Source organism: Pedobacter sp. AC379 (assembly GCF_979258145.1).
This window is the reverse complement of sequence record NZ_OZ409839.1, coordinates 788,465-812,507: the sequence shown is the minus strand read 5'-3', so window position 1 is coordinate 812,507 and position 24,043 is coordinate 788,465. Positions and strand designations below refer to the sequence as shown.

At 39.4% G+C, this 24,043-nt stretch carries 13 protein-coding genes; 6 read left to right on the top strand and 7 right to left on the bottom strand.

Annotation, left to right across the window (positions count from 1 at the left end; genetic code table 11):
* Positions 1-16: 16 nt before the first annotated feature.
* Both ACZZZW_RS03540 and ACZZZW_RS03535 read right to left on the bottom strand, forming a co-directional pair.
* Entirely contained in the window at positions 17-1,414 is a 1,398-nt protein-coding gene (locus ACZZZW_RS03540; RefSeq protein WP_200912301.1) for an anthranilate synthase component I family protein, read from the bottom strand.
* A gap of 542 nt (positions 1,415-1,956) precedes the next feature.
* Entirely contained in the window at positions 1,957-2,400 is a 444-nt protein-coding gene (locus tag ACZZZW_RS03535; RefSeq protein ID WP_055909114.1) for a hypothetical protein, read from the bottom strand.
* A gap of 112 nt (positions 2,401-2,512) precedes the next feature.
* Between ACZZZW_RS03535 and ACZZZW_RS03530 the strand changes: the two genes are divergently transcribed.
* The gene (locus ACZZZW_RS03530; protein WP_463492280.1) at positions 2,513-5,533 is read left to right on the top strand and encodes an amidohydrolase family protein; all 3,021 of its coding nucleotides are present in this window, start codon (positions 2,513-2,515) and stop codon (positions 5,531-5,533) included.
* A 1-nt stretch (position 5,534) separates the two neighbouring features.
* On the top strand, positions 5,535-6,845 hold the full coding sequence (locus ACZZZW_RS03525; RefSeq protein ID WP_463492279.1) for an amidohydrolase family protein: 1,311 nt from the start codon (positions 5,535-5,537) through the stop codon (positions 6,843-6,845).
* 304 nt (positions 6,846-7,149) lie between these two features.
* On the opposite strand, the gene ACZZZW_RS03520 is transcribed toward ACZZZW_RS03525, so the two are convergent.
* A complete protein-coding gene (locus ACZZZW_RS03520) occupies positions 7,150-7,641 on the bottom strand; it encodes a hypothetical protein (protein ID WP_463492278.1) in 492 nt (163 codons plus the stop codon).
* A 338-nt stretch (positions 7,642-7,979) separates the two neighbouring features.
* Here ACZZZW_RS03520 and ACZZZW_RS03515 point away from each other — a divergent pair, with 338 nt between their 5' ends.
* The 4 genes from ACZZZW_RS03515 (at position 7,980) to ACZZZW_RS03500 (ending at position 14,114) form a co-directional block, all read left to right on the top strand.
* Positions 7,980-8,525: a transposase gene (locus ACZZZW_RS03515; protein ID WP_055909126.1), complete on the top strand. Its 546-nt coding sequence runs from the start codon at positions 7,980-7,982 to the stop codon at positions 8,523-8,525.
* Between the two features lie 297 nt (positions 8,526-8,822).
* Entirely contained in the window at positions 8,823-12,026 is a 3,204-nt protein-coding gene (locus tag ACZZZW_RS03510; RefSeq protein ID WP_463492277.1) for a TonB-dependent receptor, read from the top strand.
* A 102-nt stretch (positions 12,027-12,128) separates the two neighbouring features.
* Positions 12,129-13,880 carry an ABC transporter ATP-binding protein gene (locus ACZZZW_RS03505; protein WP_055909133.1) on the top strand — a complete coding sequence of 584 codons (1,752 nt, stop codon included), beginning with the start codon at positions 12,129-12,131 and terminating at the stop codon, positions 13,878-13,880.
* Between the two features lie 18 nt (positions 13,881-13,898).
* Positions 13,899-14,114: a PLDc N-terminal domain-containing protein gene (locus tag ACZZZW_RS03500; RefSeq protein WP_055909134.1), complete on the top strand. Its 216-nt coding sequence runs from the start codon at positions 13,899-13,901 to the stop codon at positions 14,112-14,114.
* Between the two features lie 679 nt (positions 14,115-14,793).
* On the opposite strand, the gene ACZZZW_RS03495 is transcribed toward ACZZZW_RS03500, so the two are convergent.
* The 4 genes from ACZZZW_RS03495 to recG all read right to left on the bottom strand — a co-directional run bounded on the left by ACZZZW_RS03495 (position 14,794) and on the right by recG (position 24,038).
* The gene (locus tag ACZZZW_RS03495) at positions 14,794-16,116 is read right to left on the bottom strand and encodes an MFS transporter (protein WP_463492276.1); all 1,323 of its coding nucleotides are present in this window, start codon (positions 16,114-16,116) and stop codon (positions 14,794-14,796) included.
* Between the two features lie 174 nt (positions 16,117-16,290).
* On the bottom strand, positions 16,291-18,165 hold the full coding sequence (locus tag ACZZZW_RS03490; RefSeq protein WP_463492275.1) for a RagB/SusD family nutrient uptake outer membrane protein: 1,875 nt from the start codon (positions 18,163-18,165) through the stop codon (positions 16,291-16,293).
* Between the two features lie 33 nt (positions 18,166-18,198).
* Positions 18,199-21,471, bottom strand: a complete 3,273-nt coding sequence (locus ACZZZW_RS03485; protein WP_463492274.1) for a SusC/RagA family TonB-linked outer membrane protein — start codon at positions 21,469-21,471, stop codon at positions 18,199-18,201.
* Between the two features lie 461 nt (positions 21,472-21,932).
* Positions 21,933-24,038, bottom strand: coding sequence for an ATP-dependent DNA helicase RecG (gene recG, locus ACZZZW_RS03480; protein ID WP_463492273.1), 2,106 nt, complete (start codon positions 24,036-24,038; stop codon positions 21,933-21,935).
* Positions 24,039-24,043: the final 5 nt, after the last annotated feature.

Sequence of the window (24,043 nt, the reverse complement as noted above, 5' to 3'; positions counted from 1 at the left end):
AACTAAAAACTCCCAACTATATACCCTCTGCCATTTGCAGTGCTTTACGCAGGGCTGCAATTTTATTATTTACTTCCTGCATTTCGGTTTCCGGAACAGAATCGGCCACAATGCCTGCACCGGCCCGATAATGCAATTCATTGTTCTTGCTCATAAATGTTCTAATCATAATGGCATGGTTAAAATCTTCATTAAAACCCATAAAACCAATTGCTCCTGCATAAAAATTTCTGCCGAGTTTTTCGTTTTCATCAATCAGCTGCATGGCTTTGTATTTTGGCGCACCACTTAAAGTACCCGCTGGGTAAGTATCTGCAACTACTTTAAAAGCACTTACATCTTCCTGCAAATGCCCGCTTACTTTGCTAACCAGGTGAATCAGGTGGGAGTAGTATTGTACTTCTTTAAATGATTTTACTTCAACACGGTTACAGTGTCGGCTCAGGTCGTTCCTTGCCAAATCAACAAGCATTACATGTTCTGCACTTTCTTTAGGATCCTGCTCTAGTTTACGGGCTTGTTCGGCATCTTCAATGTCGTTTCCGCTGCGTTTAAAAGTACCTGCGATGGGGAAAATATTTGCGGTATTGTTTTTAATGGTGATTTGTGCTTCTGGTGAAGAACCAAATAATTTGAAGTTCCCGTAATCAAAATAAAACAGATATGGTGATGGATTTATAGAACGCAGGCAACGGTAAACATTAAATTCATCGCCAGAGAAAGCTTGTTTAAATGCCCTCGAAGGTACAATCTGAAAAACATCCCCGCGGTAAATGTGCTTTTGAAGTTTCTCTACCAAATCCATAAAACCCTGATCGGTAAGATTAGAGCTTTCTGCACCGCGCAATTGAAACTTATATTCAGGATAATTTTTATTCTGAATCAGGTATTCCATTTTCTCCAATCCGCCTTCCTCCTCTCCTTCAAAAGTATTTTTGAAAAGCGTAATTTCATTTTTGAAATGATCGATGGCAATAATGTAGCGGTACAAATGGTATTGCATTTCCGGAATATCTTCACCCTCGGGTGTTTCAGAAGTAAACTTAATATCCTCAAAATGCTGCACAGCATTCCAGGTAAAGTAACCAAATAAACCGCTAGAAATAAACTTGATTTCAGGCAATTCAGTTTCTCTGAATTTATCTTTAAAATCGGCTATTTCATCAATAAGGTTTTTGCTTTCTGTAATTTCTACCGTGCCATCAGGGAAATAAGATTCCAATCTTGAGCCCTTTAAAATGATGCCCGCAACAGGATCTGCACAAACAAAGCTCATTGAGTTTTCTCTGCTGTGGTAATCGGAACTTTCTAACAGGATGCTGTTGGGGTACACATCACGTAAGCGTAAATAAATGCTCACTGGCGTTGTGGTATCGGCAAGCATTTTTTTGTAAGTCGTATTTATTTTATACATGATAAAGGTAAATGGTGTAAGCTATAGGGCTTAAGGTTTGCATTTCGTATTTTTTAACAATAAAAAGCCCGGCGTGTGGTTCTACGCCGGGCTTTAATGGTTCTTTAATAAGGTTTAGGTTGATAAACTATATTTTGTTCATACGCAGCCAGCGCAATCCGTTCGAATTACTTTGCCAAAGCCAGGTATGTATATTGTTGATCATGAGCCACAAAAATATAAAGAATTTTGAAAAATGGAAATATTTATGAAAATAAGTTTAGTAAGCGATTAAAAGATGGAAGTGTTGCATCCGAATTAAAAGTTTCTTTTGCCCAATATCATCTTTTTGATCGGAGTGCAGCGCAGTTGGGAAATCTACTTAACAGATCTCTCCATTCAAGATGAAGATTCCTTACCCATTTCGTTATTGCGAGATGGCCTTTTCAGCCAGGGAAGCAATCTTTGATCGCTACAAGCCAGATATAACAAATCGCATAAAGCAATAAAAAAATCCTGCTCTTTTGAAGCAGGACTTTATATATTACATGTAGAAATACCGGTTAAGAAACCCCAAAGAATGATCTTCCCGGAACATCTTTAACCATTAATAAAATAGCTACAATAATTAAAATCAAGGCCAGGCCGAAGAAAACAGCAATAGTACGGTGTTTTGCAACTGCTTCTGTTACCTTTTTCGATTTTGCATTTCCAATCGTGATTAAAATAATTGCAATAATCATCATTGAGGTATGTTCTGCCTTAAAGTACCGGCCAATAGCATTGCTCATAGGTAATTTGGTTAACGGACTTAAAAAAAACAGTACCAGGCCAATCAAAAACTGAATATGTACACTAATCAATGTAAAAACATTCAGCTTGCGGTTACCTTCTGTGTATGTTTTATTGCCTAACCAGCCCGATAAAGCATTGATTACAGCGATAACCAATAAAATTAATACGATGTAGCGCCATCCGGAGTGCGCAGATTTTACGATGTTGTACATTTTTATCAAATATGTTTAGCCAAAAATAGTCATTAATTGTAAAATATAGGATATTCAGTAGAATGAACACTAATTTATATTAGTTTTAAACAAATTAAACACTAAACTTATTATGAAGAAAATTTTACTTGCCATTGGGCTGGTATTTTCTACTACATTTTTGTTTGCACAGCAAACAACCTTCCCTGTTAACGGCTCTTTTGATACCAGACCTGGAATGTTTGCCTTTACCAACGCAACTATTGTAGTAAATGCCAACCAAACCTTATCAAATGCCACACTTTTAATTAAAGGACAAACCATACAGGGCGTTGGCGCTGGTTTGGCCGTACCAAAAGGTTATGTGGTAATCGATTTAAAAGGGAAATTTGTTTACCCATCGTTAATTGATGCTTTTACAAGCTATGGCCTGGCCGAAGCACCTGCACAACAACGGGGCTTTGGTGGTCAGCGACAATCTATTTTTGTTTCGACCAAAAAAGGTGCGTATGGCTGGAACGAATCCATCAGACCTGAAACGTATGTTAAAAATATTTTTTCTACCGATACTAAAAAGGCCGACGAATTGCGTAAAGCAGGTTTCGGAAGTGTTAATGTAATCAGTAGAGATGGCATTGCCCGTGGAGTGTCTGCAGCAGTAACTTTAAACGAAGGTGCAGATAACAGCGTTATTTTGAAAGACCAAACCGCAGCGAACTATTCGTTTAACAAAGGCACTTCATCTAATGATTACCCTACCTCACTCATGGGTTCGATTGCCTTATTGCGCCAAACTTATTACGATGCGCAATGGTATGGCAAACAAAAAGATGAGTATAACATCTCTTTGGATGAATTTGGCAAACAACAAACTATGCCGCAGATTTTTGAAGTTGATGGCTGGCAGAACATTCTCCGTGCAGATAAAATTGGCAAAGAGTTTGGCAAGAAATACATCATTAAATCAACCGGTGATGAATACCAGCGCATAAACGAGGTAAAAGCGACCGGAGCAAGCTTAATTATTCCATTAACTTTCCCTAAAGCTTATGATGTTGAAGATCCTGCGGAAGCCAGAAACCTGACTTTATCGCAAATGAAGGGCTGGGAACTTGCACCTACCAACCCGGCAAGCTTAGAAAAAGCAGGAATTAAATTTGCTTTAACTGCTTTTGGATTAGAGAACAGCCGCGATTTTTGGACGAACATCCGCACGGCGATAGAAAATGGCTTAACCGAAAAGCAAGCCTTACAATCGGTTACCGAAATACCTGCTTCATTGTTGGGTATCAGTGATAAAGTAGGTTCCCTTGAAAAAGGAAAAGTGGCTAACTTTTTAATCTCATCTGATAATTTATTTAAAAACGGAAACATTATTTTCGAAAACTGGGTTCAGGGCAAACGCTTCATCGTAAACAAAATGGATGTAAGTGATGTACGCGGCACTTACAACTTAAATGTTGATGGTGTTGGTGCTTTAACGCTAAAGATAACAGGAACAGGTGGCGGTTCTACCGCTGCAATTGAAAGATTGGGTACAGATAGCGTAAAAACCACTGCCACTTTTACCAGAAACGGAGATTGGGTAAGCATCAATTTCAATTTAAAGAAAAGTCCGAAAGGCGATATCCGCTTAAGCGGTTACATCACCTCTGCAAACCCGGTAACTATAAAAGGCGAATCGGCATTGGCTGATGGCACCAGCGGTAAATTTACTGCTACTTACAAAGAGGCCGCAAAAGATACTCCTAAAAAAGATGAGCCTAAAGCAACCTTGGCATTAGGCCCTGTTATTTATCCTTTTTCTGCCTTTGGGAGTACTGAATTACCTAAACAGGAAACCGTATTAATTAAAAATGGTACTGTATGGACGAATGAGAAAGATGGTGTTCTTTTAAATGCTGATGTACTTTTGGAAAACGGAAAGATTAAAGCCGTTGGTAAAAACCTTTCGGCAAGTGGTGCAAAAGTAATTGATGCTACGGGCAAACACGTCACTGCCGGTATTATTGATGAACACTCGCACATTGCCGGTGCTGGTGGCATTAATGAAGGTGCGCAATCGGTATCTGCCGAGGTTCGTGTTGCCGATATTATCAACTCTGAAGATGTGAACATTTACCGCCAGCTGGCCGGTGGTGTTACCACTTCGCATATCCTGCATGGCTCGGCTAACCCAATTGGCGGTCAGTCGCAGTTGATTAAACTCCGTTGGGGTAAATCGCCCGAAGATTTAAAATTTGCTGGTGCTGATGGTTTCATCAAGTTTGCCCTGGGCGAAAATGTTAAACAGAGCAACTTTGGTACTGGTGCACGTTTCCCGGTTACGCGGATGGGGGTAGAGCAAACTTTTGTAGATGAGTTTACCCGCGCAAAAGAGTATGCAAAAGCAATTTCGGTTAAAGGCAATAGTGTACGTAAAGATTTAGAGCTAGATGCTATTGTAGAAATCCTGAACAATAAACGTTTCATTACCTGCCACTCTTATGTACAGAGCGAAATTAACATGTTAATACATGTTGCAGATAGCTTAGGATTTAAAATAAACACTTTTACGCACATTTTAGAAGGTTATAAAGTGGCCGACAAAATGAAAGCACATGGCATTGCAGGCTCTACCTTTTCTGATTGGTGGGCATATAAAAACGAAGTTGCCGAGGCCATTCCCTACAATGGAAAAATTATGCACAACGTGGGTATTACTACAGCCTTTAACTCAGACGATGCCGAAATGGCACGCCACTTAAACCAGGAAGCAGGAAAATCGGTATTGTATGGTAACGTGCCTGAAGAAGATGCGCTTAAATTTGTAACGCTTAATCCGGCCAGAATGCTTCATATTGATGATAAAGTGGGCAGTTTAAAAGCTGGTAAGGATGCCGATGTGGTAATATGGACAGCCAACCCACTTTCTATTTATGCCCGCGCTGAAAAAACATTTGTTGATGGTATTCCGTATTGGGACATTGATAAAGATGCCTTGGTGATTAAAACACAACAGGCAGAAAAAGCCCGCCTGATTCAAAAAATGTTGGATAGCAAAAGTAAAGGCGGCCGCACACAACGCCCAATGGGTGATGCACCACGATTATACAATTGCGAAACTTTAGAAAACTATTCTGCAGAATTAACCGAGAAAGAACATGCACACTAACATGAAAACATATTTATTCAGTCTGGCTTTTTCGGCTTCGAGCCTGATGTGTTTTGCGCAGGCAAACATTTCGCCAGCCAAAAAACAAAGTAAAACGATAGCCATTACCGGTGCCACAGTACATGTAGGTAATGGAACAATAATTGAAAATGGCACCATCCTTTTTGGTAACGGTAAAATTATTTCGGTTACGGCCAATGGCCAGGTACCACAAGATGATGTGTTACGTATTGTAGCTACTGGCAAACACATTTACCCGGGCTTTATTGCCGCTACTACAAATTTAGGCCTAACAGAAATTGAAGCGGTAAAAGCAACATTGGATTTTCAGGAAATCGGCGATTTTAATTCGCACATCCGTTCGATTGTAGCGTATAATACCGATTCGAAAGTTCCGGCCACGTTGCGCAGCAATGGGGTGTTAATGGCACAGCCAACTCCACAGGGCGGTACGGTTTCGGGCAGTTCATCAGTTGTGCAGCTCGATGCCTGGAACTGGGAAGATGCAGCACTTAAAACGGATGACGCCATGCACATGACCTGGCCTGTTACGCCTCGTTTTAGAGGTGGTTTTGGAGGCTTCGGCCGGCCGCAGCAATCGCCAGAATCGTTAGCGGAAAGAACACAGGCAGCCATTGCGCAGTTAACCTCCTTTTTTGCTGAGGCCAAAGCTTATTCGGAAATGGGCAAACCAGAAGTGATTAACACGCGTTTCGAAGCGATGAAGAAAGTATTTGCAGGCAACGAAAAACTGTTTATCGCGGCCGATAGTCAGAAAGATATTGTTGCAGCTGTTAATTTTGCCAAAAAGTTCGGCATTACGCCTGTAATTACGGGTGCTGATGAAGCTTACCTGATTATCGATTTCTTAAAAGAGAACAACATTACCCTGGTGGTTAAACAGCCTCATGCTTTGCCCAACAACAATGATGATGATGTAAATATGCCTTATAAAAACGCTGCTGTTTTGGCCAATGCCGGCTTAAACGTGGTATTGAGTATTGATGGTTACTGGCAACAACGCAACCTCCCTTTTATGGCAGGTACGGTTACTGCATGGGGTTTGGATAAAGAAAAAGCATTATCTACCATTACTTTAAATGCTGCCAAAGCAATGGGAGTTGATAAAACTACGGGCAGTATTGAAACCGGTAAAGATGCCACTTTCTTTATCTCGGCAGGCGATGCTTTAGATATGCGTACCAATAAAGTGGAACGAGCATTTATACAGGGCAGAGATATAAATCTTGATAACCTGCACAAACAATTGGATAAAAAATTCAGCGATAAATATACCGCTGAAAAGAAATAGCATTTTAATGGTTAACTGGTTAATTGTTTAAACCGGTTAATTGACTGTTAAAGCTTAAAATTAGAACGGCCGATATTAATTTACCGGCCGTTTTTTGTTTAATAACGATTTGGCTGGCTTTACGGCTGATCATCAAACGTCCATATCTGGACTAAATCACCAATTATAAAATTGGCTACCTAGGATTCGTCCCGATGGGACGATCTGTGAATATTACAGTCTTATATCGTCCCATAGGGACGAATCCCAGGTGGAAAAAACATGGTTGTTTTTTCCTTTCCGTAGGAACGTTTCATACTTATAATCAAATCTCAGTAAGTTCAAGCGCCTCTTTACTAAATTTTAAATAGACAACGGTTAGTTTTGTACCTACCGAATAACGGGAATAATCTTTGGGTTTTACCCTGATTCTTATTTTATCTTTTTTAGCTGGTCCGGCAAAAGTCAGGTATTCTGCATGTTCTGTTTTATCACGGTTGATCACTACACTAATTAATTTGTTTTTACCCCTGGCTTTATCCTTTTTCCAATTGGCACTATCGTAGCTCGTTACCAGCCAGGCAAAGCAATAGCAAAAACCATACATAGCAAAGCCCGCACCTACAAATAAAATATAATCGTAGTACTTAAAATCTGCAAAGTGTTCTTTCAACAGTAGCGCAGTAAAAGCCATCAATAAAAATATACTTCCCCCTAAAACCATTGGGAGAACCTTTTTAACTCCTTCTTCCTGACTTGCTATATGCTTTAGATCTTCATCATTTAAAGGAATATTTTCTTCTAACTGTATTTCCATATCCATCGGTTATCATCGGTGCCCCCCCAACACCAAATAGATTTGCTTTACAAGTAAAATTAAGTGATTAATATTAATTTAATCATTATTGGTAAAACCAAGATAATTTATTCAATTGCTGGCGCACGCGATGCGTGTGCCAGCAATTTTAATTAAGGCACATGTACAACGCGTGTACCAACGTTAAGTAGTATATTTTTTCCTATATTTAAATCATAATCATCTCTATAAAAACCATACCCCCACCAACCCTCCCACGGTTAAAAATGGTTTATTCGTATTAATTTATAAAAGTTATACATGCTTTTGCTCATGCACTGGCAATAAAAAATATAGAAATGAGCCGTAAATATAAATTCCATAATAAAGAGGGATTATACTTTGTAAGTTTTGCCACAGTATATTGGTTGGATATTTTTGTTAGACGCATATACTGCGACATTTTTGTTGATTGCTTAACTTATTGTACAAAAAACCTTGGTTTGGAACTCCACTGCTGGTGTATTATGACAAGTCATGTGCATTTAATATTTAGTGCAAAAAACAATAATCCAGATAAGCTGCTCGGTAGGATAAAAGAATATACTTCCAAACAAATTGTGAAGGCCATTAAAGAGAATGGTAAAGAAAGCAGAAAAGAATGGCTGCTGTGGATGTTTAAGCGGGCAGGCTCAAAAAGCAGTAACGTTACAGAATATCAATTTTGGCAACATAACAATCAACCTATAGAATTATGGAGTGCCGAAGTTATTGAGCAAAAGGCCAATTACCTGCACGAAAATCCGGTTGTTGCTGGCTATGTTAACGAGGCCTGGCATTGGAAATACAGTAGCGCGATAGACTATAGCGGAGGTAAAGGATTGATAGAATTGAATGAACTTTAATTTTTTTTATAGCACACGCGGCAGCGTATGCTAAATTATTAAAGTAGCACACGCGGGACGCGTGCGCTAGCGAAAGTTAAATACAACCGAAGCGCTGGCGCACGCGTCCCGCGTGTGCTTAAGCGTAAGGTTAACATTAATTTAACACTCAGGGGCAGTATTAATTTATGAGTAACATTTTATTTTAACATCAGCCTATAAAAAGGGCAATCACTAAACCATTTCATAATATTAAATCTAATTCGGCTTAACACCACATTAACATCTTTGTCATCATAAAAAATCAGAAAAATAATCATGATGAAAAATTTACTTATTGCAGTGTCGCTACTGTTTTGCATTGTCTACAACCGGGCAAGTGCGCAAACCACGCAGGCATCAATCTCTGGTATTATAACCGATCAACAGAAAAAGCCTATTCCCGGGGTTTCTGTACAGATCAAAAACAACTCTACAGGGTTTACCACCAAAACATCTACCAATGCCCAGGGCGAGTACACTTTTAAAGAGCTTCCTTTGGGTGGGCCATATTCAGTAAAAGCAGTTTATGTGGGTTTTGGCGAGCAAACCAGAAATGGCTATATGTTAAACCTTGGCGATGTGGTTAAGGTGGGTATCACCATGCAGGAAGCTTCACAAGATTTAGAAGCTGTGCAGGTAATCGCTTCAGGTTTAAGAAACAAAGTTCAAAACTTTGGTGCTTCTACAGAAATTTCTGCTAAAACAATGAACCAGTTACCTGTAAACGGGCGTAACTTTTCCAATTTAATGGATTTATCTCCGTTAAGTCGCGGCGGCAATATATCGGGCCAGTTGGGTTCATCTACAAATTATACCATTGATGGTATGAATGCTAAAAACCCAACATCGGCTGGTAGTACAACCAGTAGAAGTGGTGCGCCATACTCAATTTCTATTGAGGCTGTTCGTGAGTTTAAAGTAGTAACCAACCAATACGATGTAACTTTGGGTAGAGCCGGCGGAGGTACCGTAACTGCAGTTACAAAATCGGGTACAAATACAGTAAGTGGAAGCGCATTTGGTTACGGAAGGGCTGATTGGTTATCATCACGTTATGATATCAGAGGTGTAAAGCGCGATAACGATTTCTCTACTTATCAATACGGTTTTACGTTGGGTGGACCGATTATTAAAGATAAATTACATTATTTCGTGGGTTTAGATCATCAGAAAGATGCCCGCCCATTAATTATTGCCGATGTAAATGGCCCTGCTGATGAAGCCCGTTTCAGAATTACGAACAGTACTTTAGCACAGTTTTTGGATGTTGCACGTACTAAATATGGCGTAGCAAACACCCCTCAGTATGGTTCTTTCGATAAAAAACGTGGATCTGATGCTGCTTTTGCCCGTTTAGACTGGCAAATTAATGATAGAAATTTGTTAACCATTCGTGATAATTATACGAACGACAGAAACCCACTGGGTTTGGCTGACAATACTGCGATTAACTTCTACGAAAGTTATGGTAACGATAAAAACGTTGACAATAATTTATTGGCAACTTTACGTTCAACCATCAGCAGCAAAATTACCAACGAATTAAAAATACAGCATTTATATACTTACCAGGCAAGCACGCAGAATGATGAATTAACGGGTGCCATTCCAAGAGCCATTGTAGGAAACATAAAATCAGACCTTGCTGATGGTACCAAGGGAATTTCTACTGCGATACAAATTGGTGGCCACCGTTTCGGGCAGGAAGGTTTTACCAATAATGTTTTTCAATTGGTAGATAACTTTTACTATAATACCGATAAGGTTAAATATACATTTGGTGTTGATGTAATGTATACCAATGCAAAATCGCTTTATGGTAGTGAGGTAAACGGCCGTTTCGAATACTCAACTTCTCAAATTCAGGATCCTGCTTTTCCAAACGACCCTACAAAAAAGATCGAAGTACCGGCAATTACAAACTTTAACAACCTTGCGCCAAATAGATTTTACCGCGAAGTACCATTGGTTGCAGATCCAACTGTTAAAGCCGGCATTTGGAATGCTGCTGTTTACGGGCAAATGCAAACCAAACTGGCTAAAGGTTTAGATTTTATAGGTGGCTTACGTATCGATTACAGCACGTATCCTAAATCGCCGCTTAACCAACAACTGTTTGATGCCATTGGCGTAAGAACGGATAATGAGTTAAAACAATTTTTAATTCAGCCAAGAATCCAATTTAACTGGGATATTAACGAAAACAGAACAGATTTTGTACGTTTCGGAGCAGGTATCTTCGGTTCGGATGTGAACAATTATGTAACCATTAACAACTTAACCTTTGATGGTAAACACTTGGCAACAGTTGATGTTTTTGGCAAAGATGTACCCACACCAAACTTTATAGGTTATAGAAATGGTTCTGTTGCTACCCCTTCATTAACAGCTTTACAGGTACCAACGATTAATACTTATGCCGAGGATGCAAAAATTCCGGTGGTTTATAAAGCCAACTTATCATACAGTAAATTAATTACTGATAAACTTAAGGTTGGCATTACGGGTTACGCAACATTAGGACGCAACAACTACATGTATGTTGATAAAAACATGGCAGCAAATCCTTACTTTACCCTGGCTAATGAAGGTAACCGTGGTGTATTTGTACCAACTTCGAGTATCACAGCAAGCAATGGTGTTGCCGATTGGAAAGGCGGACGTTTAACCAACCAGTTTGGCCGTGTGTTAGAATTAAACAGTAAAGGAAAAGTAAATCAGTTCGCTGTAGTTTTAGATGCGACCTGGAACTATTTTAAGGATGGAGAAATCTCTGCGAGTTATACTTATAACGATACAAAAGATAATACATCATATAATGGCAACGTGGCAAACTCTGCTACCTTATCTCTGCCTGTTAAAGATGATCCGAGAGATTTAAGCAAAATGTCTTATTCAGATAATCAATTCCGTAATAAGGTTGTTATTTATGGCACCTCGCCAAGTTTTTATGGCTTTAGGTTAGGCGTTCGTTACTCTGGTATCGGCGGAACGCGGTATAGTTTGTTGGCAGGCGGCAATATCAACGGTGATTTTGTGGCTACAAACGATTTGGCTTATGTATTTGATAGAAACAATCAAACTGTACCTGCAAATGTTCGTACAGGCTTACAAACGTTGTTGGATAATCCAAATGCAAGCCAAAGTTTAAAAGATTATATTAATAAATACTCTGGTGAGATAGCAGAGCGAAATGGCGGTGTGAATGACTTTTTTGGCATTGTTGATTTAAAGTTAAGCTATCAACTTCACCTTAATAAAAAGCACAGTATCGAATTCTCTGGCGATGTATTTAATTTTGCAAACCTGCTTAACAAAAAATGGGGTGTAAATGAAACTTTGGGCAACCAGGCTTTATATGCGGTTAGCGCATTTGATACCGCAAACAAAGCTTATACTTATCGTGTAAACAACACTGGTATTGTTACCCCATCGGGCAACCCTTGGCAAATACAAATCGGTTTACGTTACGGTTTTTAGTTAAATATTAGCTAAGTATCTTAGCTTAAAGTCATAAAAAAGGGGAATGGATTTTTATCCGTTCCCTTTTTTTATGTTTGCATTTATAAACAACAAAACTTAATGGGATTATTACTTAACTACCTGAAACACCACAAGTGGATTGTGGCTTTGGCGCTCTTGCTGGCAGGTATAAATATTGGCTTTTCACTCTTAGATCCATACATCACAGGTCGTATTTTAGACCGTTTTATCAATAAAAAAGATTCGCTTACTTACAGCCAATACCTTTGGGGCTCGTTGGGCTTAATCGGTTTGGCAATTGGTGCGGCAATGGTTTCGCGTATTGCTAAAAACTTTCAGGATTATTTTACCAGTGTAATTGTACAAAAGGTGGGTGCAAAAATGTATGCCGATGGTTTACAGCACTCCTTAAAATTACCTTATCAGGTTTTTGAAGATCAACGCAGCGGCGAAACCCTGGGTATTTTGCAAAAGGTACGCTTAGATTCGGAGAAGTTTATCACTGCCTTTATCAGCATCCTTTTTGTAAGTTTAATCGGAATGATTTTCGTAATCGTGTATTCGGTTTCGGTAAGTTATAAAGTTACTTTGGTTTATTTCTCTGCCATTCCGATCATCAGTTTTGTGAGCTGGTTTTTAAGTCGCAAAATTAAAACCATACAACGTTCTATCGTTGGCGAAACCACTGCTTTAGCGGGTTCAACCACCGAATCATTAAGAAATATCGAACTGGTTAAAAGTTTGGGATTGGCCGATCAGGAAATAGAAAGGCTAAACAAAACCACTTACAAAATTTTGGGCCTGGAGCTTAAAAAAGTAAAATATGTACGCAGTATGAGCTTTGTTCAGGGTACTACGGTAAACCTGGTGCGCAGTACAATGGTGCTGGTTCTGCTGTTGCTTATTTTCGATAATTCTATTACCGCCGGACAGTATTTTTCATTTCTTTTTTACTCCTTCTTCCTTTTTGGCCCATTGCAGGAGCTTGGTAATGTAATTTTAACCTGGCGTGAGGCTGAAGTATCATTAGGGAACTTTAAAAAGATTTTGAGTACACCAATTGATAAGAAACCGGAGAACCCTACTTCGATTACCAAAATTAAAGACCTTACTTTTAGCGATGTAGGCTTTAAACACCAAACGGCGAACAGAAATGCTTTAGAAAACATTTCCTTTAAAACACATAACGGCCAAACCATTGCTTTTGTTGGTCCGTCGGGTTCAGGCAAAACTACACTGGTTAAATTGCTCGTTGGCTTGTATCAACCAAAAGAAGGGGAAATTTTATACAATGGCATTCCGAGTAATGATATAGATCTTGATGCCTTAAGGGAGAAAATTGGTTTTGTAACACAGGATACGCAGTTATTTTCGGGTACGATTAGAGAAAACCTATTGTTTGTAAACCCTAATGCAACCGATGAGGAATGTTTTAAAGTATTGAATCAGGCAGCCTGCCAAACTTTACTGGCACGTGCAGATAAAGGTTTAGATTCGTTAATTGGTGAAGGTGGTGTTAAGGTTTCAGGAGGCGAAAAACAACGTTTATCAATTGCGAGGGCTTTACTGCGCCAACCTGATATTTTGGTTTTTGATGAAGCCACTTCCTCTTTGGATTCGATTACAGAAGAAGAAATTACCAAAACCATCCGTTCGGTTTCGGATTTAACCGACCACATTACGATATTGATTGCCCACCGCTTATCGACCATTAAACATGCCGATAAAATTTACGTTTTAGAGAAAGGACATATCATTGAGCAGGGTCGCCATGAAGAGTTAATTGCACAAAATGGTTTATATCAGGCCATGTGGCGCCAACAAATTGGCGAGCGAGTTGTTGAAGCTTAGGAACAAAAAATTATTGTTATGTTACTAGCACAGGTTGAAAGCAATCAGATTGCGATGGTTATTATTATTGCGGCCATACTTTGGCTGGCATTAATATTAGTGGCATTGTACCATATATCGAGAAACAGCAACATTGGTTTTTCGGTTAAAGTACTTTGGTTTATCATTATCCTCTTGGCTCCTTTTTTGGGTTCGATCATTTACCTGATGTGGGGCAAGAATAAGAAGTTTTAATTGATGGTATAGTTTGTATCATTATCTCAATGGTCTGTGTGCTCACAGACCATTTGTTTTTTACCATTAAAAATTTAGAGTTGTCAACTTTCTAGCAATCGCGCCATTAATTTGACAACTCTTTTAATTAAATCCCCATGGTCTGTGTCTCCACAGAACATTTATTATTTACCATTAAGAATTTTAGCGTTGTCAACTTTCTGGCAACCGCGCTATTAATTTGACAACTCTTTTAATTAAATCTCCGTGGTCTTTGTTCCCACAGACCATTTCTTATTTTACTATTAAGAATTTTAGAGTTGTCAACTTTCTAGCAACCGCGCTATTAAAGTTGACAACTCTTTTAATTAAATCTCAATGGTCTGTGTGCTCACAGACCATTTCTTATTTTACTATTAAGAATCTCAGAGTTGTCAACTTTCTAGCAACCGCGCTATTAAAGTTGACAACTCTTTTAATTAAATCCCCATGGTCTGTGTCCCCACAGAACATTAATAAATTACCTCCCAAAACAAAGGCACAATTGTTTTCTTTTTTTTTGCATAAGGGATAGCAGTGGAAATCCTTTTTTTGATCCTTCATCAAAAAAAGATTGGAACGTATAGCCCGACCCTTGCGCAGCTTGGGGCATGCCCAAAATCATCTACAAAAATATTCTTATCGTATCTTCTTTCTTCGACTAATCCGCTTTAGTAGTATGCTCATTAATATCCTGCAGACTCAGCTTGGTTAACGACTTTGTTTTTAACCAGGTAATTCCGGCAATGGCGAGCGTCATTGTTCCACCAAAAACCACTGAAGGGATGGTACGCATCAGCTTCGCGGTGAGGCCTGATTCGAATGCGCCAATTTCGTTAGATGAACCAATAAACATACTGTTTACCGCCGAAACCCGTCCTCGCATTTCATCGGGGGTTAACAGTTGCATAATTGTAGATCTGATGATTACGCTGATGCTATCGAAAGACCCCTCCAGGAATAAAAAGAAGAGTGTGAGGTAGAAATTTTTAGATAAGCTCCAGCAGATGATGCTTAAGCCGAAACCTGTTACGGCGATTAGTAAATTGCGCCATGGTTTGTTCATTGGCGAAAAGCGCGTCATGGCGAGCATGGTAAATACTGAGCCTGCAGAAACCGCAGCCCGCATAAAACCTAAACCTTCGGGCCCAACTTTTAAAATATCGTTGGCAAATACAGGCAATATTGCCACAGCTCCTCCGAAAAATACCGAAAAGAGATCTAAACTCATTGCCCATACCATCATTTTGGTTTTAAATACAAAGTTTATCCCTTTCAGCAAACTTTCTTTAATGTTTTCTTTGGGTATGAACTGTGGAGGATGCACTTTTAAGAAGAAAATACAAATCAGCGCAATAAATACGAAAGTTATAATAACCGTGTAAGTAACGGTGATGCCGAAGAAACCGTAGGTAATGCCACCAATTGCCGGCCCTAAAATGGAAGCCATTTGCCAGCTTGAGCTGCTCCAGGTACTTGCATTGGGATATAGCTCTTTAGGTAATATCTGCGCCATTAAAGAAAATGTAGCCGGACCAAAAAATCCTCTGGCAATGCCCATCCCAAATACGAGTACATACATGATGAGCGCTACAAGGTTTACCTTAAAATTAAATAAGGTGAAGATGATATTGAATTGCTGAAGGTTAAATTGCGAAAGGGTTACCAGCAACATAATGATGGTACAAATAAATACCCCTATAAATATTTTAAGCAGTAAGCCTCTTTTTTCACTTTTATCGGCTACATAACCTCCATATAGTGCAATTCCTATGGCGGGTATGGCCTCACAAAGACCAATAAAACCGAGTGCCAATGGATCTTTTGTAACGTGATAAATATAAATTCCAAGTACTACCGCCTGCATCTGGTAGGCAAAAGTGAAGAAAAAACGCATGCCTAAATAAGAGCGGAACTCTCTAAAACGCAATGCTGCGTAAGGATCGTGTTTTGCGATAACGGAGTTGGGATCTGAATCTGCCACAGGAAAAAAAAGTTATATGCAAAACTACGTTATGAAAATTAAAAACAGGAATGGATATACAATAAGATTATTCGTTTAGCTATTTAAAGGTAAAGTTGCCCCTTGCTAAGCTGAATTTTAAGCATAAAAATACCCGATGAATAAAATTATTCATCGGGCATTTAAAATAGAGGCTTAGTAGCCAGGGTTTTGATCGAGCATATTATTCTTATTTACTTCATCGCGACTAAATGGCCTGAAATAAAGTTTATCGTTCCAACTCCTGCTCTCTTGCGCATTCTCCTCTACCGGACTATATGTATAATCGTAAATGGTATTATCGTAATGATATGGTGCAGACATGGTTTTACCAGGTTTAAATTTACCGGTAACTTTAATGTAGGTGGTTTTCCTGCCCAATGTTTCACCTGCAATTAACCAGCGGCGGGTATCATGGTAACGTTGTTCTTCGTAAGCCATTTCAATACGGCGTTCGTGGCGATAAATTGCTCGTAATCCCTCCTGATCTGTGGCGGTTACTGCCGGCATACCTGCCCGGAAACGAATTTTGTTTAGCCAATTGCTCGCCTTACTTAATTCGCCAAGCTCAATACTGGCCTCGATATAATTAAATACGGCTTCGGTATACCTAAAGAAAGGCCAGGGCACATTTTGCGACATAGAGGCATCTACAATAGTTGGGTCTGGATCGATAAATTTGTGGTAGTAGTAACCCGTCCAGCTGCCGTTCCAGTTTTCGATAGAACTTGCGCGTGTATCCAATCCTTTAAAGTCTATACGGGCACCATTATCAATTAAATCATATACTCCTGTTTGGATCTGACTTGCCGGATCAACATTGCCTGATGCTTTATCACGGGATTTCCATCCGGCACCATCGTACAAAATGGTAGCATAAAAACGAGGATCTCTATCCTGATAAGGGTTGGCTTTTTGGGCAGGATTTGCCCAGCTAAATTTGCTGCCATCTTTCATCTCATAATCATCAACCAATAAACCGATAGGCGTATTACCTGCCCAGTTGTGGTAACCGTTCGGACCATTTTGCTGCGCATGTTTAATATTGCTTTGGATAATAAAATAACGTGCAAAAATTAATTCTGAAGCAGCGGTAGCATCTATCCCTGGTGCTTTACTGGCCCCGCCCATGGCAATACTTTTATAATTTACCTGTCCATCGGCTACAGAGGCCGGAGCATTAAGATCTAATTTATATCCTGTACCCAATTTGATAACAGCATCTGCAGCTGTTTGTGCAAGGCGATAACGTTCTGCCTGATCGCCACTTGCATAACTTAAAAAATCTAACGTTTTAACATCAATATTTTTAACCTTATCAGTAAGTTTGGCTCTGTTGTGTAAATCGCTTGCAGCATATATCAGCACTCTCGATTTAAGGGCCAAAGCGGCAAGAGCAGTGGTTCGCCCTTTTTCCATGGCCTTACCGGTTAATAATTTATTGGCTTCATCGCAATCTTTTACAATAAAGTTTACACATTCCTCATAAGTGTTGCGCTTAACGTTATAGTTATCATCGAGCACATAAATTTTAGTTACTAAAGGCACTGCACCGTAGAAACGCAACAACTGGTGGTAAAAATAGGCCCTTAAAAAATAAGCTTCGCCAAGTAACTGATCTTTTAACGCCTGGTTGGTAAGTGCATTATCACCACTGGTAATTTTTTCAATAGTAATATTACATGCCCTGATGCGGTTATACATTTGTTTGTATGCCCAGGTATCATCTACCCAACCTAGTGTAGAGGGATTGATGGTGGCGTTATTAATAAGATCGATACCGCGCGTAGGGTGTGTAAATAATGCTTCATCGGATACGGATGCCAACATTTGCTCAGAAAAACCTCCGTTGCCCAAGCCGTTATAAATATCGTTAACAAAGGCCTGTGCAGTTGCAGGATCTTTCCATACCGATTCGGAAGGTACTTGGCCAGGTGATTCTACATTTAAGAAGTCTTTCTTACATGCAAATGCAAAAAAGGTAACAAAAATCAATAGATATAGATTTCTATTCTGAATTATTGCTTTCATATTTTTCATTGTAATTGATAAATAGCTATACATTTAAAAAGTGGCTTTAATACCAAAATTAATTACCCTGGCTTGAGGATAATATTGCCCGCTGGTGTTGGTAGATTCTGGATCCCATATCTTGATTTTATCCAGCGTAGCCAGGTTGAGGCCATTTGAATAAACCCTTACACTGTTTAACCCAACTTTTTCTACTAGCGTGGTTGGCAAAGTATACCCTAGCTCTACATTTTTAAGCCTGATGTAGTTATTGCTACGCAACCAATAGGTATTGTTTAATGCATTATTGCTATCGGTATAATAGGTAGCACCCCGATTGGATAAGCGCGGATTTACCGAACTTGGATTATCAATGCTCCAACGGTTCAGGTACGACCATTCTAAGAAGTTACCGATATCGCCCGATTCTGTTAAACCAACAATCTGCATTCCACCGGTTGCACCTTGAATAAGTACCGATAAATCGAAACCTTTATATTGCAAATTAAAATTTACACCGCCGGTAAAAGTTGGCGTTCCATTTTTATCCAATCGTATTTTATCATCAGCATTAATTTTACCGTCACCGTTAATATCTTTAAACTTCATATCGCCAGGGCGAAGTGTTCCGGTAAGAGCGCTATAATTAAGGGTATTTGCATTAATATCAGCCTGATCTTTAAATACGCCATCATAATCATATACCAGCCATGAACTGGTTACCCTGCCCGTAGAACGTTGCCATTCTGGTGCACCAGGTGTTTCATCCCAAAATATGATTTTGTTTTTGGCGTATCCACCGTTTACACTTACACCAAAGTTTAAATCACCAACCTGGTCGTTATAACTTAATTTAAATTCGAAACCTTTGTTATTTACCTTACCCAGGTTTACAGGGGGTAAACGATCGGTAATGCCTGAGCTTTCTGGCACAGAACTGCCTCTGCTGATCAGGATATTGGTACGTTTGTTATAGAAATAATCGAACTCCAATGATAGTTTATTATTTAAGAACGATGCATCTAAACCAATGTTGGTATTATTGGCCACTTCCCATCCAAAATTAAAATTGGGCACTTTGCCTTCGGTTAAGGTTTTGGTTACTAAATCATTGAAGATATAGTTTCCGAAATTCATTAAGCTGAGGTATTGATATTCCTGTAAAGCATCTCCAAAATAGGCTTCAGCACCCATCTGTCCGTAAGATGCCCGTATTTTAAGGTTGTTGATGAACTTCACATTATCTTTAAAGAACGGTTCTTCAGATAAACGCCATCCAACTGATACCCCAGGGAAGAAACCGAAACGCCTATCGGTTGGGAAGATATAAGATCCGTCAACCCGCCATAAAAATTCTGCAAGGTATTTCTCTTTATAATTATAACCTGCCCTACCAAAATAGCTTAAGCGCGCCCTTTTAAACAAGTTATTCGGGTCGCCGGGATTATTTCCTAAAGATTGCTCCCTTTCATCGCCCGCAAGTAACTCTTGAACTGAAGAAGATATATAATACCTTCTAAAAGCGGTAAAACCATCATTATTTACGGTTTCGCGTGTTACACCAGCCATTAAGCCAATATTATGATCGCCAATTTTTTTATCATAATTAACCATTCCGGTCAGGTTTACAGCGAGCTGTCCGCCTGCAGTTTCCCTAAGCCTCGGGTCGGTATACTGAGAGCGTACAGTACCCGTTAATACTGGCGTTACTCCATCTGCTGCAAAAGTTTTTTTATCCCAGTCGTAGAGTGTCCATGGCAGTTGCCAGTTTTTTTGCCGGCCTGAATATTTATCTATAGCCGCGGTTCCAGTTACCTTTAATCCATCTACACCAGGAATTTTAATTTCTACTTTTCCTGTAGTTTGAAAGTAATCGCGAACATCTTTGTTATAACCTGTTAAATCGGTAGTAGATACCACCGGATTATAACCATATTCGATATCCCTGCCTGGTTGTCCGGTAGGCCAAATGGCAATTTCGTTCGGGCGGCCCCTCATTAAAAACCTGAATATATCGCCAGCCCCTACGGTAGGGAAATTACGATCTTCCTCTCGTGCGGTTACCCCTAAGGTGGTGGTAATGTATTTACTCAGCTTTGCTTCAAGATTAAAACGCATATCGTACTGTTTATAACCTGTTGCCGAATTTTTATAGTAGGCATCCTGATCAAGGTAGCCCAATGAAACCAAGTATTTTACATTTTCACTTCCGCCATTAATCTGTGCGTTATGCTTTTGCTGAGGTGTCCACGTTTGGAAAGTAGTTTTAAACCAATCGGTGTTTGGATACCTTAACGGATCTGACCCATCACCAAATTTTCTGATTTCATCAGGCTTGAAGGCCGCATTAATCGTTTTTCCTCCGGTAGAAAGGTAAGAACCTGTACTTTTGAAGCTATTCCATGCGGCTGTCCATTCGTTTGGATTTAGATCGGAACCGAAAATGTTCAACTCGTTTAAAATTTCGGCATACTGAACAGAATTAGCCATTTTTGGTATTCTTGTAGGCTGCTGTAAACCGTAGCTAAAATCATAAGAGAACTGCGGCTTGCCTGATTTACCCAATTTAGTGGTGATCAGAATTACGCCATTTGCAGCCTGCGAACCATAAATAGCGGCAGATGCATCTTTTAATACGGATACACCTTCGATATCATTTGGATTTAAACGTTCAATACCCCCGGCCCGATTAGGAATCCCATCAATTACAATTAAAGCATTATTATTTCCAAGCGAGTTTATTCCGCGGATACGGATGGTTGAGCCATCATAACCAGGTTCTCCACTACCCTGCAGGGCAGTAACACCAGGTAAGCGGCCCGCTAACGAATTGGTTAAGTTTACAGATGATGATTTTGCAAGTTCGGTACCTTTTACAGAAGCAACGGCACCAGAAACTACCGCTTTTTTTTGGGTTCCATAACCCACTACCACTACTTCTGATAAATTTTGATTGTTTTCTAATAATCGGACATTGATATTCGTTTGGTTTTTCACCTGCACTTCCTGATCCACATAACCCACATAGGTAAATACTAATGTAGCATCCTCGGGCACTTTAATGCTAAATTTACCAGATCCATCTGTTACCGTGCTTGCGGCACCACCCTTTAGTTTAACACTCACACCAGGAATTGGACCTTTAGCATCAGTAACCTGCCCTTTTACAGTAATATCCTGAAGCGGAGGTTTGTAAAAATCAAGAGGGGATTTTTCGTGCAATACAGCATCAGCGGATCTGCTGCTAAACGGAGAAAAAATTAGACCACCACCGCAAACAAGAAACATGCTACTTCTGGCAAAAGTCTTTAATAGATTTTTTTTCATAGTTTTCAATTTATTTTGGTTAGATATTGATTGTAATGCACTTTAATACCCACGCGTAACATAGAGCTGTCATAATACGCATGATTAAAATCTGATTTACCGAAACAAATAGCTACAGCATATTCTCGCAAAGAATTTATTCAATTGCTCTGAACGAATCAATAAATCAGTGTTAACCATTATTAACCACCCTTATCTGATAAATAAGCACATCTGGGGTTAAAATCTACTGTGTACGACGTACCCATATTTAGAATTGCCGACTATACAGTTCATATTTGGTTGTACGCAATATAGGAATATTCAGGATTTAAAAAAGGGGGTAAAATAATATTTATGAGGGGCACACTCGTAAAAAAACAATTACATCACTACACAATGTATAACTTATTATACAGCAGTAAATATTATTGTAAATAAGAAGTAAGTGGGGATTTAAAAAATTTAAATAAGTTATAGCACTAACTTATTTTATCAAAAGAGATGCCTCTTTCCAATTTTTGCAGGTAGGCTTTTAATACAGCGTGATCAGGCTTTTCCAATTGCGGATCATTTTCGAAAAGCTCAATTACTGTATTACGGGCTTCTGCTAAGATAATTTGATCTTTGGCCAGATCAGCAAGTTTCAAATCAAGCACACCACTCTGTTGAGTTCCTGTAATATCGCCAGGGCCGCGTAATTGCAGGTCGATCTCCGAAATCTCGAATCCATTGTTGGTTCTTACCATGGTTTCTAAACGGATTTTACCTTCTTTACTCAGTTTATTACTACTCATTAAAATACAGAATGACTGTTCTACCCCCCGGCCTACCCTGCCGCGCAATTGGTGGAGCTGCGAAAGCCCAAATCTTTCGGCATTTTCAATTACCATCACAGAGGCATTAGGCACGTTTACACCCACTTCTATAACTGTGGTGGCCACCATAATTTGACTTTTACCTTCAATAAACTGTTGCATTTCGAACTGCTTATCTGCATTGGGCATTTGGCCGTGTACAATACTCATTTGGTAATCAGGCCGTGGAAACTGATAACTCAATTGCTCTATACCTGCTTCAAGATGAAGAAGATCTAACTTTTCGCTTTCCTTTATTAACGGGTAAACAATGTAAACCTGTCGGCCTTTGGCAATTTCCTGTTTCATAAAACCGAACATCCTAAGGCGTTGGCCTTCGAAAAGATGTTTAGTTTCTATAGGTTTCCTGCCAGCGGGCAATTCATCGATTACTGAAACATCCAGATCACCGTATAAGGTCATTGCCAGGGTACGCGGTATTGGCGTGGCCGTCATTACCAGAATGTGAGGAGGAATAATATTTTTACGCCAAAGCTTAGCGCGCTGTTCTACGCCAAAACGATGCTGTTCATCAATTACCACGAGACCAAGATTCTTAAATTGCACTTTATCTTCAATCAGCGCATGCGTTCCGATCAAAATGTCTATTTCACCATTTTCCAGTTGCTCATGTAAAATGGTCCGCTCTTTCTTTTTCGTACTTCCGGTAAGAATGGCCACCCGAACAAGATCATCCGTTACCAACTCTGTAATGGATGCATAATGTTGCCGCGCTAAAATTTCAGTTGGAGCCATCATACAAGCCTGATAGCCGTTGTCATTGGCCAATAACATACTCATTAGTGCAACAGCCGTTTTGCCACTTCCTACATCGCCCTGAACAAGCCGGTTCATTTGAACGCCGCGTTGTGTATCAATCCTGATTTCCTTAACCACACGCTTTTGGGCATTGGTTAATTCGAAAGGTAAAAACTCCTTATAAAAGCGGTTCACCTTTTCGCCTACTTTATCAAAAGTAACCCCTTTAAATTTTAATTGCCTTAAATGCTTATTGTGTAAAAGCTGTAATTGTATAAAGAACAATTCTTCAAATTTCAAGCGTCTCTCCGCAGCACTTAAATCTTTTTGATTCTTAGGAAAATGGATATTTAAAAATGCCATCTTTTTATCTGGCAATTGGTATTTATCAATAATATATTGAGGTAAAGTTTCAGGAACCTGGGGAATAACCTGATCTAACAATCCCGCAATTAAACGTTGCAGACCTTTTGAATCAAGATTAAATTTTTTCAGCTTTTCTGTAGAGTTATAAACCGGCTGTAAGGTTAGGTTTCCTCTGCCCACCTGTTTTCGCTGATAAAGTTCCATTTCAGGATGTGAGATACTGAATGTTCCATTAAAGATGGTAGGCTTTCCGAAGGCAACATATGCCGTACCAACAGTAATGTTTTCATCAACCCACTTTAAGCTCTGGAACCAAACCAGTTCCATAATTCCGGTTTCATCTTTAAAAACAGCAACAATGCGTTTTGCTCTTTTATCGCCGATAACTTTTTTATTAATTACCCGCCCGATGATCTGGATATACTGAGCATCCGGATTGATCTGATTAATCTTAAAATATTTAGTACGGTCTATATATCTAAAAGGATAATGCGAAAGCATATCCCCATAGGTAAAGAGGCCTAAATCTTTTTTTAAAACATCAGCCCTGCTTGGCCCAACGCCTTTTAAAAACTCAACAGGTGTATCTAATACCGAATTAAACAAAATAT